Source organism: Halomonas sp. SH5A2 (assembly GCF_014263395.1).
Lineage (GTDB): Bacteria > Pseudomonadota > Gammaproteobacteria > Pseudomonadales > Halomonadaceae > Vreelandella.
Genome location: NZ_CP058321.1, coordinates 1,874,241 through 1,886,554, shown reverse-complemented (window position 1 = coordinate 1,886,554; position 12,314 = coordinate 1,874,241). Strand labels below are relative to the sequence as shown.

13 protein-coding genes are annotated in these 12,314 nt (G+C 55.7%); 2 read left to right on the top strand and 11 right to left on the bottom strand.

All coding sequences use genetic code 11. The annotated features are described in order from the left end of the window. Positions 1–9 precede the first annotated feature (9 nt). Genes tamA through galU form a run of 4 tightly spaced genes read right to left on the bottom strand, consistent with a single transcriptional unit; the run spans position 10 to position 4,931 of the window. Positions 10–1,866 carry an autotransporter assembly complex protein TamA gene (tamA, locus tag HXW73_RS08745; RefSeq protein WP_186255821.1) on the bottom strand — a complete coding sequence of 619 codons (1,857 nt, stop codon included), beginning with the start codon at positions 1,864–1,866 and terminating at the stop codon, positions 10–12. 53 nt (positions 1,867–1,919) lie between these two features. Then, the gene (locus HXW73_RS08740) at positions 1,920–2,735 is read right to left on the bottom strand and encodes a hypothetical protein (protein ID WP_186255820.1); all 816 of its coding nucleotides are present in this window, start codon (positions 2,733–2,735) and stop codon (positions 1,920–1,922) included. Positions 2,736–2,744: 9 nt separating this feature from the next. Continuing rightward, on the bottom strand, positions 2,745–4,037 hold the full coding sequence (locus HXW73_RS08735) for a nucleotide sugar dehydrogenase (RefSeq protein WP_186255819.1): 1,293 nt from the start codon (positions 4,035–4,037) through the stop codon (positions 2,745–2,747). A 3-nt stretch (positions 4,038–4,040) separates the two neighbouring features. Beyond that, positions 4,041–4,931, bottom strand: coding sequence for a UTP--glucose-1-phosphate uridylyltransferase GalU (gene galU / locus HXW73_RS08730; RefSeq protein ID WP_186255818.1), 891 nt, complete (start codon positions 4,929–4,931; stop codon positions 4,041–4,043). 146 nt (positions 4,932–5,077) lie between these two features. Between galU and ubiG the strand changes: the two genes are divergently transcribed. Beyond that, a complete protein-coding gene (ubiG, locus tag HXW73_RS08725; protein ID WP_186255817.1) occupies positions 5,078–5,821 on the top strand; it encodes a bifunctional 2-polyprenyl-6-hydroxyphenol methylase/3-demethylubiquinol 3-O-methyltransferase UbiG in 744 nt (247 codons plus the stop codon). Continuing rightward, complete coding sequence (locus HXW73_RS08720) at positions 5,821–6,489, top strand: HAD-IA family hydrolase (protein WP_186255816.1); 669 nt, start codon at positions 5,821–5,823, stop codon at positions 6,487–6,489. The genes ubiG and HXW73_RS08720 overlap by 1 nt, the downstream gene beginning before the upstream one ends. 14 nt (positions 6,490–6,503) lie before the next feature. Here HXW73_RS08720 and HXW73_RS08715 read toward each other — a convergent pair whose 3' ends face one another. Genes HXW73_RS08715 through tolQ form a run of 7 tightly spaced genes read right to left on the bottom strand, consistent with a single transcriptional unit; the run spans position 6,504 to position 12,247 of the window. Further along, a complete protein-coding gene (locus tag HXW73_RS08715) occupies positions 6,504–7,268 on the bottom strand; it encodes a YciK family oxidoreductase (protein WP_186255815.1) in 765 nt (254 codons plus the stop codon). 27 nt (positions 7,269–7,295) lie between these two features. Then, positions 7,296–8,087: a tol-pal system protein YbgF gene (ybgF, locus tag HXW73_RS08710; RefSeq protein WP_186255814.1), complete on the bottom strand. Its 792-nt coding sequence runs from the start codon at positions 8,085–8,087 to the stop codon at positions 7,296–7,298. 52 nt (positions 8,088–8,139) lie between these two features. Then, complete coding sequence (gene pal, locus HXW73_RS08705) at positions 8,140–8,688, bottom strand: peptidoglycan-associated lipoprotein Pal (RefSeq protein WP_186255813.1); 549 nt, start codon at positions 8,686–8,688, stop codon at positions 8,140–8,142. Positions 8,689–8,722: 34 nt separating this feature from the next. Further along, positions 8,723–10,012 carry a Tol-Pal system beta propeller repeat protein TolB gene (gene tolB, locus HXW73_RS08700; RefSeq protein WP_186255812.1) on the bottom strand — a complete coding sequence of 430 codons (1,290 nt, stop codon included), beginning with the start codon at positions 10,010–10,012 and terminating at the stop codon, positions 8,723–8,725. After that, a complete protein-coding gene (gene tolA, locus HXW73_RS08695) occupies positions 10,012–11,109 on the bottom strand; it encodes a cell envelope integrity protein TolA (RefSeq protein WP_186255811.1) in 1,098 nt (365 codons plus the stop codon). Before tolA ends, tolB begins: the two co-directional genes overlap by 1 nt. A gap of 13 nt (positions 11,110–11,122) precedes the next feature. Then, positions 11,123–11,560, bottom strand: coding sequence for a protein TolR (tolR, locus tag HXW73_RS08690; RefSeq protein WP_186255810.1), 438 nt, complete (start codon positions 11,558–11,560; stop codon positions 11,123–11,125). 12 nt (positions 11,561–11,572) lie between these two features. After that, complete coding sequence (gene tolQ, locus HXW73_RS08685) at positions 11,573–12,247, bottom strand: protein TolQ (RefSeq protein WP_240538751.1); 675 nt, start codon at positions 12,245–12,247, stop codon at positions 11,573–11,575. Positions 12,248–12,314: the final 67 nt, after the last annotated feature.

Genomic DNA, 12,314 nt, shown 5'->3' with positions numbered 1-12,314 from the left:
ATCGCTCTCCTAGAATTCGGGTCCAATCGAAAAGTGCAAGCGCCAGTTATCGTCGGCGTCGTCAAGCGGATGCGCCACATCCAAGCGAATAGGGCCAACCGGTGATATCCATCTCACCCCTAGGCCCACGCTTTTTTTCAGATCAGCGGGGCCCCAGTTGTCAAAGGCATCACCGGCATCGACAAAGGCGGCTCCCCACCATGCACCGGTGACACGGCGCTGGTACTCGAGGCTAGAGGTAAGTTTTTGCTGACCACCCCGCAGCTTACCTTCCTCGTTACGAGGCGAGAGTCCTTCGTAAGAATAACCACGTACGCTGCGATCGCCGCCGACAAAGAACCGTAGTGAAGGGGGAATCTTATCGAAATCTCGGGTTTCGATGGCCCCGAAACTGACGCGTGCCAAAAAGCGGTTATCATCGCCATAGGTGCGAATCCATTCGGTATCACCTGTGAGGCGTAAAAACTGGGCGTCCGACCCCCAGGCCTGGTCGGAGTACTCCACCGAAAACTGCTGGCGATCCCCCCATAAAGGGAAGCGTTGCGGCCTAGTGCGCGTACGTGACCATTGAATGCCGGGGTAGAACAACCACACTTGGTCGGCTTCTCCCCCTTGGGTGAAATCTTCATAGGTGGTGCGAAAATAAAGCGACTGCACCCAGTCATTGTCGAACTCCCAACGCCGGGCGATTTCCACAGTACCCTCCAACGAGTCGGTATCGCTGTCATCGACGTTACGGACACCGTATTGCAGGCGATAGCTATCGCGTAGCGGGTCTTCTAGAGGAATATCGTAGACACCGGTAAAGCGCTGCTCGGGCGCTGACAGATAGAGATCGTGATCCAGGCTGTGACCATAGCGGTTAATCCATGGCTGGTCCCAGCCGAACCGTAACCGTGGCCCTACGTCAGTGGCGAAGCCTATGCCTGTTTCAAACTGGTGCCGATTGGCAGGCTCCACGCTGACATCGATGGGTAAGGATGTGTCGCCGGATTGCTGCGTGCTCAACGCGCTGGCAAGTGCGGAACTGGTAATTCTCGGGCGCGTTGGCTGTGATTCGGTGGCCGATACCCACCAGGGGTCGCCACCGCCAGACGGGGCGAGTGCCAGTTCTTGGGCGGTTTCCAGGCGCGGTCTGACGGATACTGAACTGAACCATCCGGTCTCGGCGAGCCGTTGGTTAAAGCGCGCCAGGGATTCGGCCAGATAGGGTTCATCCACCTCATAAGTGCGCATCTGCTGCAGACGTTCGGGTTGAATGTGGCTGCCGGTGATCAGCGTTTCACCAAACCGATAGCGGGGGCCACTGTCGAAATCCATATACAGCCGGGCGCTTTGCAAATAGGGACGCACCTCCATTCGGCGATCAGTGAACCCCCAGTCAAAGTAGCCTCGTTCAATCGCCAGGCCGGAAAACTCACCCCGCAGTCGATCCCAGGGCGCATGGCGCAGGGTATCGCCCTCTTTCAAGGGAAATCCCTCCAGCGCATCTTCAAATGGCTCATCCTGGGCGGCGTCACCGAGGATGTTGATATCCAGTATTTCGATGGTGACCTGGGGCCCAGGCTCAATGGTCAGGCGGGGTTCACCTTCTTCTGGCAGATCAATGGAAATATCGGGTTCGTAATAGCCGTAAACGCGCATTGCCTGTCGAGTGCGTTGACGGATTTCACCCTCCAGGCGGGTTTCCGTATATTCGTCTTCTTCGATATTCTGCAGGTAGGCGCGAATATTGCCCGCTACCTCGCCTTCCACGCCTTCAAGGGTAGCGCTCAGTGCCCATACGGCTGGTGCAGACATCCCCAGCGGCAACGTTACAAGATGTGCGATGACCGTTGCTGAAAGCCACTGCCGTTGTCTTCCCATACATTTTTCCTAACCTAATCATCGGCATGCTGCCTTTCAGCCAGTCGTGTCAATCAACGCAACATTTCAAGCTGTGCACTGAATGCCAGTTGCGCTTGGCGAACCTGGCGTACATCATTTTCAAGCTCGTCCAGTCGCTGTGACAATTGGCTCTCTAGTGCTTCGTTATCGCCCTCGGCACCCTCAAGCTCATTGAGTGATGCTTCAAAGCGTGACCACTGTTCTTGTTGCTCGGCGTCGCGAGCGTTGAGGCGTTCGTTAATATCGTTCGCCAAGGCGGCAACTGACGTTTCCAATGCTTCCAGTTCTTCGCGGCTTTGGGCCTCTACATGCGAGATTTCTTCTGCTAACGACGTTCGCCCCGATGTTCCGGCTTGTTCCAACGCATCCAGCGAGGTGTGGATGGCAGCAAGCTGGCTATCACGAAGAGCCGCTCGCTCGCGGATGTTTTCTATACGTTCGATTAAAGGATCGACCGTTTCATTTGCCACATTGCTTTCGTTCTCGGTCAATACGTCGTAAAGCTCATTACGTGTATTGGTCAATGCAACCGCTAACTGTTCTTGCTCTTGAAACAGCGTACTCATCTGAGCTTGGACAAAGGTTAACGTATCTTGTACATCGCTGTCACCTGAGTCTAGACGAGCGTGCATGTTCGATACTTCACCACTGACCCGCTGCAACTCCTCCTGAAGCCGCTCGCGCTCCAGGTACAGACCAATCGCGGCTGCCACCAATAGACCAGTTAACACAAACATACACAGCCAGAGCGGCCACAGTGAAGGCCCCTTTCGGTGTTTGACATGCTGCGATGCAATACTTTGATCGGCATCCGGTACTATGCGCGAAGATGGGGCTCTATCGGACATGCAGTTTCCTCACAACGACGTTGGATCGGCGCGCCGACCTATTCCTCGATACTGTAACCCACAGCTGACCACAAATTCAGGATCATAAATATTTCGACCGTCTAATATCAGCTTATCGCCAAGCTGTGAAGCCAAGCGTTGCCAGTCGGGATTCCAGTAGATTTTCCATTCTGTTACCAACATTAACGCATTGGCATCTTCACAGGCATCGTACGGGTTATCGACAAAGGTAACCAAATCATTCCTTGGGCCCACGGCCGCCTTTAACGCAGGCGTGGCCGCTGGGTCGTGAAGCTTGACGTGAACCCCCTGCGCCCAAAGGGCGTTCAACAACGTCAGTACCGGCGCATGATCAATACGTGCGGTGCCTGGTTTAAAGGCGGCGCCCCAAATGGCAATCGTCTTCCCTTCAAGCGCTCCGCTGTAGTAGGACCATAGCTTACGAAATAATGTCTCTTTCTTCTGTTCATTGATATCGAGCACGTGCTCAAGCAAGGCAGATTGTCGCCCGCTGGCGACCTGTACATCGGCAAGCCTCATCAAATCCCGCGAGAAGCTTGGCCCGCCAAACCCACATCCTGGATAAAGATATTCGTACCCAATACGTGAATCGGCCCCCATTCCCTGCCGCACATGCTCGACATCAACGCCCAGGGTATCTGCCAACCCGGCAATTTCATTCATGTAGCTGATACGCGTGGCCAACATGCCGTTAATGGCCAGCTTGGTTAATTCAGCGGCACGCGTTGGCATCACCTGAAAAGCGTCACGCCGTCGGTTGAAGGCTCTGAGTAACTCTCTTAGCTTTTGCTCGGCCAGTTGATCATCACAACCCATCAGCCAACGTCCAGGGCGTGTAAACGACTCCCAGGCTCGCCCTTCTTCCAGCGTATCTGGCAGGGCAACACCCAGAGCGCACTCCCCCGTCAGATCCTGTAAGCGTTCAGTATCACCGACTGGAAAGGTTGAGTTATTGACCAGCACGCTACCTGTTTGCCATTTCAGCGCGGGGTGCTGCAGCAAAGCGGCTGCCGACTCGCGCTGAGACGGTGAAAGCGCTAACCACAACACGTCAACATCCAGATTCGCTTCTGGCTGGGCAATAACCGTTAAAGCGCCAGTCTCCAGCGCCTGCTGTATCTGCTCAACGAGTTGCGGTTCGCGGCGTAGCCAATCCTCATTGAACAGCGTCTCCCACGGTGTATCGCCATGGGGAAGCCATGTCACCACATGGCCCACAGAGGACAGGGCCGCCGCCGCGGTTGCGGTGCTTAGTTCACTGCCGTACAGAAGCACCCGCATCCGTTATGCTCCCTGCTGATAGCGCGCGAGCAACGCCTTAAAATCATCACCCAAGTCAGGGTGCCTGCGTGCATAGGCCAGCGTCGCCTCCAGGTATCCCAGTGGTTGTCCGCAATCGTACGTCGTCCCCCGCATACGGTAGGCCTGTACGCCCTGCTGCTCACGCAGCGTTTCAATGGCATCGGTGAGCTGAATTTCGCCACCCGCACCGGGCGGGGTCTTGGCAAGGATCGGAAAAATCGCGGCGGGCAAAGCATAGCGACCGATGACCGCCAAATTCGAGGGTGCCTTGTCGCGTGCAGGCTTTTCAACCATGCCGACCAGGTCAGCAGAACTGGCGGGCGCTGGCACATCACCTGCGGGGGCGACAATGCCGTATTTTTCGACAAGCTCCCACTTGACTTCCTCGACCATCAGTTGAGCGGTGGCATGCTGCTCGTAAGCCTCGATCATCCCTTGCAGATCGCTGCGCGGGGTGTCGCTGTTGTCCACCAACACATCCGGCAAGAGCACTGCAAAGGGTTCGTCGTCGCCAATAATTGGCTGTGCGCAAAGAATGGCATGCCCCAGCCCCAGGGGCTCGCCCTGGCGTACGCTGATGATATTGACGTCATCAGGCACCATCGCCCTGAGCGAGGCCAAAAGGTCATGCTTCCCCTTTGCTTCCAGGCTCGCCTCTAATTCAGCATGGGTATCGAAATGATTTTCGATGGCGCCCTTATTACTGCTGGTGACAAACACGATATCGCGAATACCCGCGGCAATCGCCTCTTCGACCACGTATTGAATGACTGGCCGATCCACAATGGTGATCATTTCCTTGGGAATGGCTTTGGAAGCGGGCAAGCAGCGGGTACCAAACCCCGCAACAGGCAGTACAGCCTTACGAATCATAAGAGGTCCTTTTCATGCGTTCCGGCTCAGGAGTGGTTAGAATGCCTATCATACTGAACGCGCGGTGGGTTTCCAGTTCGCCGTTACACTGCAAGTATCAGGCCACGGTCTTTCCCATGCTTGCTCACTGTTGATGGAGTCAAAACATGTCAGCGACACCAAAGGATAGCACTGCTCACCAATACCAAGGCAATGTTGATAACGCCGAAGTGGCGAAATTTGAAGCACTTGCCAGTCGCTGGTGGGACCCGGAGAGTGAATTTAAACCCCTCCACGATATAAATCCCTTACGACTCGACTTTATCGATGCCAGGGCAGGATTAGCCGGCAAGAAAGTGCTGGATGTTGGCTGCGGCGGCGGTATTTTAAGCGAAGCCATGGCCCGCCGTGGTGCAAAGGTTACAGGTATTGATCTGGGTGAAGCACCTTTGGGCGTTGCCCGCCTGCATGCTGAAGAGCAAGGCGTGACGATTGACTACCGCAACATCAGCGTTGAAGCACTGGCGGATGAACAGGCAGGTCAGTATGACGTCGTCACCTGCATGGAAATGTTGGAGCACGTCCCCGACCCCGCGTCGGTCGTGCGTGCTTGTGCGGCCTTGGTGAGACAGGGTGGCTATGTGTTTTTCTCTACCCTTAACCGCACGCCGAAGTCGTACGCTTTTGCCATTCTGGGTGCCGAGTATGTGCTGAAGCTATTGCCTCGCGGAACGCACGACTATGCGAAATTCATTCGCCCTTCCGAAATGGCGAGCTGGAATCGAAACAGCGGCCTGGAAGTGCGCGAACAGATCGGCCTGACCTACAATCCCCTGACTCGACGCTACCGGTTGACCGAAAACGATGTTTCGGTCAATTACATGATGTATTGCCGTAAGGTGCAGGCCTAATGCCTGTATGCTCATCGCCCCGCGCCGTGCTGTTTGACCTGGACGGCACCCTGGTGGATACCGCGCCGGACTTAGCCGTCGCTACCAATGCATTGCGTCAACACCACGGCTTGGCACCGCTGCCGTTCGCCACCATACGCACCCAGGTTTCAAATGGCGGTAATGCCTTGTTGAGCCTGGCGCTGGGCGATGATCTTAGTGCTAGCCATCAGGCCGAGGCTCGTCAGTTCCTGCTGGACGCCTATGAAGCCTCGGTTGCGGTTCACAGCCGGGTATTTTCACCCCTAGACCAGTGGTTATATGCCTGGCATCGGCAGGAACGCCCTTGGGGGATTGTCACTAACAAGCCCCGGCGCTATACCACGCCGTTGCTTGAAGCCCTGTCGTTGGCACCCGGCGCCCTGCTTTGTGCGGATGATCTGACCGCCAAGAAGCCCGACCCTTTGCCACTGCTCGAGGCCGCTCGACAATTAGGTATCAACCCACAGCACTGCTGGTACATCGGCGATCATCTCAGGGATATGCAAGCTGCCCGGGCAGCCGGCATGACGGCGGTGGCGGTTGGCTACGGGTATATCGCGGAAGGCGATGATTATCGGCTGTGGCCAGCACACTGCTGGTATCAGCAGTGTGCCGAACTGGTCAACGCGCTTCCTGGTATCGCTTAAGCCACTACTGAACGTCAGGGCTGCCTGGGGGGTTGCGCGTCGATTTTCTGACCATGGGTGCCCGCACTATCGGGCCCCATCAACCAAAGGTACGTGGGCATAATGTCGTCAGGCGTGCGCAAGTTGGCAGGGTCTTCACCGGGGTACGCATTACGCCGCATTTGAGTCCGGGTAGCGCCTGGATTAAGGGTGTTAATGCGCAGGTGGGGCTCACTATCCAGCTCGTCGGCCAATACTTCCACGAAACCTTCCGTAGCAAATTTGGAAACGGCGTAGGCACCCCAATAGGCACGGCCTTTGCGGCCGACACTGGAAGAGGTAAAGATGACCGAGGCATCGTTGGAGCGCTGCAACAACGGCAATAGCGCCTGGGTCATCCAGATGGGACCGTTGATATTGACCTGCATGACCTGCTCCCAAAGCGCGGCATCATACTGCGCAAAAGGGGTAATACGACCCAGTAGACCGGCATTGTGCAGCAGACCGTCCAGACACCCGAATTCTTTTTCGAGGGTGTCAGCCATATCGTGAAAATCCTTGAGCGTGGCACCCTCAAAATTGAGCGGAAAAATGGCCGGTTGAGGGCCACCGTTCGCCTCGATTTCATCGTATACGTGCTCTAGTTTAGCAATGGTACGGCCAAGCAGGATCACCGTCGCACCGTGACGGGCGTAGCTTAGCGCCGCCGCACGGCCTATACCATCACCTGCCCCAGTGACCAACACAACACGGTTACGGAGCAAATCGGGCGCTGGCTGATAATCAATTTTACATGTCATCACAGACCCTCCTGGCGGCTTTTGTCATCAACTGCCCTGGCGAAGAAAGTCATCGGCCAGCCCCGCCGCACTGCTTTGTGGGTAATCATCTTGCACTTTTTCGAGCAGCGCACGACTTTCTTCCGCTTCGCCCTGCCGAGCCTTGACCAAGCCGAGCTTGTACAACGCATCCGGTACCTTGCTACTACCATCATAGTTATCAATCACGCGGGTGAACGATTGTTCAGCAGCGTCCAACTCGCCTTCTGCGGCATACAATTCACCCAGCCAGTAATGACCGTTGGCGGTCAAGCTGGTATCAGGGTGCGCTTCCACAAAAGCCTCAAAGGCAGCGATGGCCTCACCAAAGCGACGCGCCTGAACATGGGCAAATGCATCCTGGTAGGCCTGCTGAGCTTCATCACTAACATCGCGCGAGGAAGGCGCATTGGCCACGTCTTCAGCGGCTTCGGGCTCAACTTCGGGTGTTGATTCCTCGATCTGACTTGGGCCGCTGCTCATCAGGCGGTCTTCAATATCCAGGTATTGCTGCTGGGATTGGCGACGAAGTTGCTCCATTTGATGGCGCAGCTCTTCAATTTCACCCCGCAGACGCTGAATTTGCTGCTGGTGCTCCTGCACCGTGTTGAATAACACAAGGCTTCCATTGGCGCCTCCGCCCTGGGTTTGGGCTTGTTCATAAAACCCGCCGCCTGAACCTGACAGATCTTCGACAACGGGTTGTTGGGCAACACTGACAAGGGGCAATACGGATAACGGGAGCACTAAGGCTCCCGCACCGCACAGCCTCTCAACGTAACGCTTGAGACTGTGATTCATGATGACTCCAAAATGACGGGGTACTAATGCGTGTTAATCGCCACGCGGGTCATCAATAATTGAACACAACGCGACGGTTTTGTGAATACGCAGACTCACTGCTACCACGCTCTGCCGGACGCTCTTCGCCATAGCTCACCACGCTCATTTGCGAAGATGAAACGCCTTGAATGTTCAGAAAGCGCTCAACGGCGTTGGCGCGTCGTTCGCCAAGGGCCATATTGTATTCACGGGTACCGCGTTCATCGGTATGGCCGTGCAACACGACGTTGGCATCTGGATTTGAGCGCAGGTAACGCGCGTGTGCCATCACCACAGATTCGTATTCGTTTTTAATCGTGTCGCGGTCGTAATCGAAATAGATGGTTTTGACATCGGGAATACGCGAGTCGGCCTGTTGACTGCGGTCAGCGCCTGAGGTGCCGCTGCCGTACTGACCACTCGTGCCGGTGCCCGAGGTGCTGCTGCTGGCACTTCCATCGCGGCCATCCTGGCTGCCGTATGAATCACCGTCTTGAGTGCCGCCGGTGCTTGAACAGCCCGCGATAACGGCAATAGAAAGCGCGACTGCCAATGAGCGAGCCAACGGTTTAAGTTGCATAATCAGACTCCTTGCCTGAAAACATGAATGGATTTCATTCGTTTAAAAACGGTGACCATGCGGGGTCACGCACATCACCTTGGGCGGCGGGCAACCTGAATGACGAACGGCCATCGGCAGAAACGGCACTCAGCACCCCGTTGTTACCCTGTTGGGTAGCGAAGATTACCATGGTCCCGTTCGGCGCAACACTAGGCGATTCATCACTCGTAGAATCACTCAACGTGACCAGGCGACCACTGTCGATTTCCTGACGCGCGACTTGAAAACCGCGGTCGGAACGGTGGATCAAAAACAGATTTTCGCCATCCGGCGAGAAACGCGCTCGGGCATTGTAGTTACCAGTGAAGGTCATACGTTCCGTTTCACCGCTGCCGAGCCTGTGCTGGTAAATTTGCGGCCCACCACTGCGGTCAGAGGTAAACACCAGGCGGCGACCATCCGGTGACCACGCGGGTTCGGTATCGATGCTGTTGCTGTTCGTAACACGAGTTAGCGAGCGGTCGGCGATCTCCATGATATAAATATCGGGCTGACCGTCTTTTGACAAGGACATGGCCAACCGGCGGCCGTTTGGCGACCATACGGGTGCCCCGTTAATCCCCTCAAACGACGTAATCCGCGCACGATTACCACTATCCACTTCCTGAATATAGATTTCCGGGCGTCCACTCTCGAAAGATACATAAGCCAGCTTACCACCGTCCGGTGACCAGGCAGGCGACAGTATGGGCTGGTCGGACGTCAAAATCTGCTGGCTATTGCGCCCATCTGCATCGGCCACGTACAGACCGTAGTCGGTGTTATTGCCAACCCCTTGGGCGGTGACATACGCAATTCGCGTCGAGAAAGCCCCGCGAATATCGGTAATCTCCTCAAAAATCTGGTCGCTGATATAATGAGCGGCACCGCGCAGATCATTTTCATTGGCCGTGACGGTTTCGCTCATCATGCGCCGCTGCCCGCTGATGTCCATCAGGTCGTATTGGATTCGATAACCGCTGTTTGTCCGTTCGGCTCTGCCAACGACCAGGTAACGAACATCCAATGAGCGCCAGGTGCTGTATTGAACATCGTCGGCCTCGCTAGGTTGCTCAAACATCGAACCGCGATCCAGGGGGTCAAAAAAACCACTGCGATCGAGATTGTCATGAATGATTTGTGCCACGTCTTCGGGCATACCGTCTGAGCCCTCAAACGGGACCACGCCTATGGGTAGCGCCTGATCACTGCCGCGAGTAATTTCAATGGTCAAATTGGCACTGGCGACCGTACTCATCGCCAGTAACAGACAGAATAGCCATACTTTGCTTATGGTGTGCATCAGCGAACATCCCCCGGGGTAAATCGCAGATTGAATTGACGTAAATTGCGCTGCTGTCCGGTCGGCAGCTCACGCAGTTCAACGAACGGTGCTGCATGTTCGATGGCCTGCATTGCCGATCGATCAAAGTTGCTATCACCGCTTGACGATACTACCGATGTGGTCAGTACTTCGCCTGACGGGCCTAACCTGACTTGAAGCGTAGCACTCATTGAGTCGCTTGCATCTGACGGAATAATCCATGCCTGCTCGACGGCGCGCTTAACAATCGTCAGGAAACTATTGGCGGCTTGCTCGGCTTGTTGTGCCTCTGCGGCAGCCTGGGCTTCACCTTCCAACTGACGCTGCATTGCGGCTTCCGCCTCCTCCTGACGGCGCTGCTCTTCGGCTTCTCGCTGACGCTGGGCCTCGGCTTCGGCCTCTTCCTGGCGACGCTGCTCTTCGGCTTCACGCTCACGTTCGGCCTCAGCTTCGGCCTCTTCCTGGCGGCGCTGCTCTTCGGCTTCTCGCTGACGTTCGGCCTCGGCTTCGGCCTCTTCCTGACGGCGCTGCTCTTCGGCTTCTCGCTCACGTTCAGCCTCGGCTTCGGCCTCTTCCTGGCGGCGCTGTTCTTCGGCTTCTCGCTGACGTTCGGCCTCGGCTTCGGCCTCTTCCTGGCGGCGTTGCTCTTCGGCTTCTCGCTGACGTTCGGCCTCGGCTTCGGCCGCTTCCTGACGGCGCTGGGCCTGCGCTTCAGCCTCTGCCCTGGCAGCTTCCAAGGCTTCCGCTTCGGCCTCAGCAGCTTCGCGCGCAGCCTGTTCGGCGGCGGCTTGCTCTTCTGCGGCTTCTTCATCGGCCGCCGATGCATCGGGTTCTTCTACTGTCTCCTCAGACGCCTCCATGGCGGCTGACTCATCATTAGCCTGCTGAGCCTGGTTCGTGAATGCCTCAGTACTGACTAGGGTTGCCTGTACAATCGAAGAAGAATCTGGCTCGGCGTCGCTATCTGGCCATTCAACCAACGAGAACAGCACGATCAACAAGTGCACGGCAATCGCCAAAACCGCCGGCCAAAGATAGCCAATGTCTTGAGGATCACGAGGTTTTTTTACAGCCATGCCCTGTGCGTCCTTACTCATTCTGTGGTGGCTCAGAAATGAGTCCCACATTGGCCACGCCCGAGCGCTGCAGGTTACTCATCAACACGACCACTTCACCATAAGCCACATTCTGGTCGCCACGAACCATCACCGGCGTATCAGGCTGCTGCTCTAGAATAGCGCTAACCCGGCGAGTGATATCATCAGCAGAGACCTGGGTCGAATCTTCTCCGAGGCTAAGGTAGTACTGTCCTTCACGGTCGATGGAAATAATGATCGGATCGTTGTCTTCCTGGCTTTCAATTGGCTCGGAACTGACCTGAGGCAGCTCAACGTCCACTCCCTGATTCAACATAGGGGCGGTAATCATAAAAATGACCAACAATACCAGCATGACATCTATAAAGGGGACAACGTTGATTTCGCCCATGGGCTTACGCTGTCCGCCACGTTTAAACGGTCCTTGCATGGGGTAACTCCCTTAGCTTGACGCGCTATCGCGTCCTTGCAGATTGCGGTGCAAGATAGCGTGGAATTCTTCGGCGAAATCTTCGTACTTGCCCAGCAGACGACCGGCGTTGTTAGAAAGCCGGTTGTAGAAAATCACGGCAGGTATCGCAGCGAAAAGGCCCATCGCCGTGGCGATCAACGCCTCTGCAATCCAGGGAGCAACCGTTGCCAACGTGGCTTGCTGGGTCATGGATAGCGACTGAAAAGACCCCATGATGCCCCATACGGTGCCAAATAGACCTATATAGGGGCTTGCAGAAGCCACCGTCGCGAGAAAAACAAGGTGCTGTGTCAGACGGTCTTCTTCACGTGACCACGCCACTCGCATGCTGCGCTGAACGCCTTCCAGAACCGTTGCCGCATTGCGGGTTTTGGGCATCAGGCGATTGAATTCACGAAACCCTGCCTGAAAAATGTGTTCAGCCCCGTGGCGGGGATCGTCGGCCGGGATGTCACGGTAAAGCTCATTCAAATCAACGCCTGACCAGAATGTTTCTTCAAACTGGTTATATTCTTTTTGCGCACGGCGCAGGGCAATGCCGCGTTGAAAAATCACTATCCAAGAGAGAATGGACCCTACTGTTAATAGCAACATGACCAGCTGAACCACGATGCTGGCATTCATAATCAGGTGCGGAATAGACATGGCATTATCGTTCACAAGTGCCCTCATCAATCATCAGTAAATGTGGTGTTAGGTGCCCGCATCGTAG

What these genes read in the sequence shown, in the direction of transcription:
- galU (WP_186255818.1), bottom strand. Translation starts at nt 4,931, where the DNA reads ATGATTCGTAAGGCTGTACTGCCTGTTGCGGGGTTTGGTACCCGCTGC.
- HXW73_RS08720 (WP_186255816.1), top strand. Translation starts at nt 5,821, where the DNA reads ATGCCTGTATGCTCATCGCCCCGCGCCGTGCTGTTTGACCTGGACGGC.
- ubiG (WP_186255817.1), top strand. Translation starts at nt 5,078, where the DNA reads ATGTCAGCGACACCAAAGGATAGCACTGCTCACCAATACCAAGGCAAT.
- tamA (WP_186255821.1), bottom strand. Translation starts at nt 1,866, where the DNA reads ATGGGAAGACAACGGCAGTGGCTTTCAGCAACGGTCATCGCACATCTT.
- ybgF (WP_186255814.1), bottom strand. Translation starts at nt 8,087, where the DNA reads ATGAATCACAGTCTCAAGCGTTACGTTGAGAGGCTGTGCGGTGCGGGA.
- tolQ (WP_240538751.1), bottom strand. Translation starts at nt 12,247, where the DNA reads ATGTCTATTCCGCACCTGATTATGAATGCCAGCATCGTGGTTCAGCTG.
- tolR (WP_186255810.1), bottom strand. Translation starts at nt 11,560, where the DNA reads ATGCAAGGACCGTTTAAACGTGGCGGACAGCGTAAGCCCATGGGCGAA.
- pal (WP_186255813.1), bottom strand. Translation starts at nt 8,688, where the DNA reads ATGCAACTTAAACCGTTGGCTCGCTCATTGGCAGTCGCGCTTTCTATT.
- HXW73_RS08715 (WP_186255815.1), bottom strand. Translation starts at nt 7,268, where the DNA reads ATGACATGTAAAATTGATTATCAGCCAGCGCCCGATTTGCTCCGTAAC.
- tolA (WP_186255811.1), bottom strand. Translation starts at nt 11,109, where the DNA reads ATGGCTGTAAAAAAACCTCGTGATCCTCAAGACATTGGCTATCTTTGG.
- tolB (WP_186255812.1), bottom strand. Translation starts at nt 10,012, where the DNA reads ATGCACACCATAAGCAAAGTATGGCTATTCTGTCTGTTACTGGCGATG.
- HXW73_RS08740 (WP_186255820.1), bottom strand. Translation starts at nt 2,735, where the DNA reads ATGTCCGATAGAGCCCCATCTTCGCGCATAGTACCGGATGCCGATCAA.
- HXW73_RS08735 (WP_186255819.1), bottom strand. Translation starts at nt 4,037, where the DNA reads ATGCGGGTGCTTCTGTACGGCAGTGAACTAAGCACCGCAACCGCGGCG.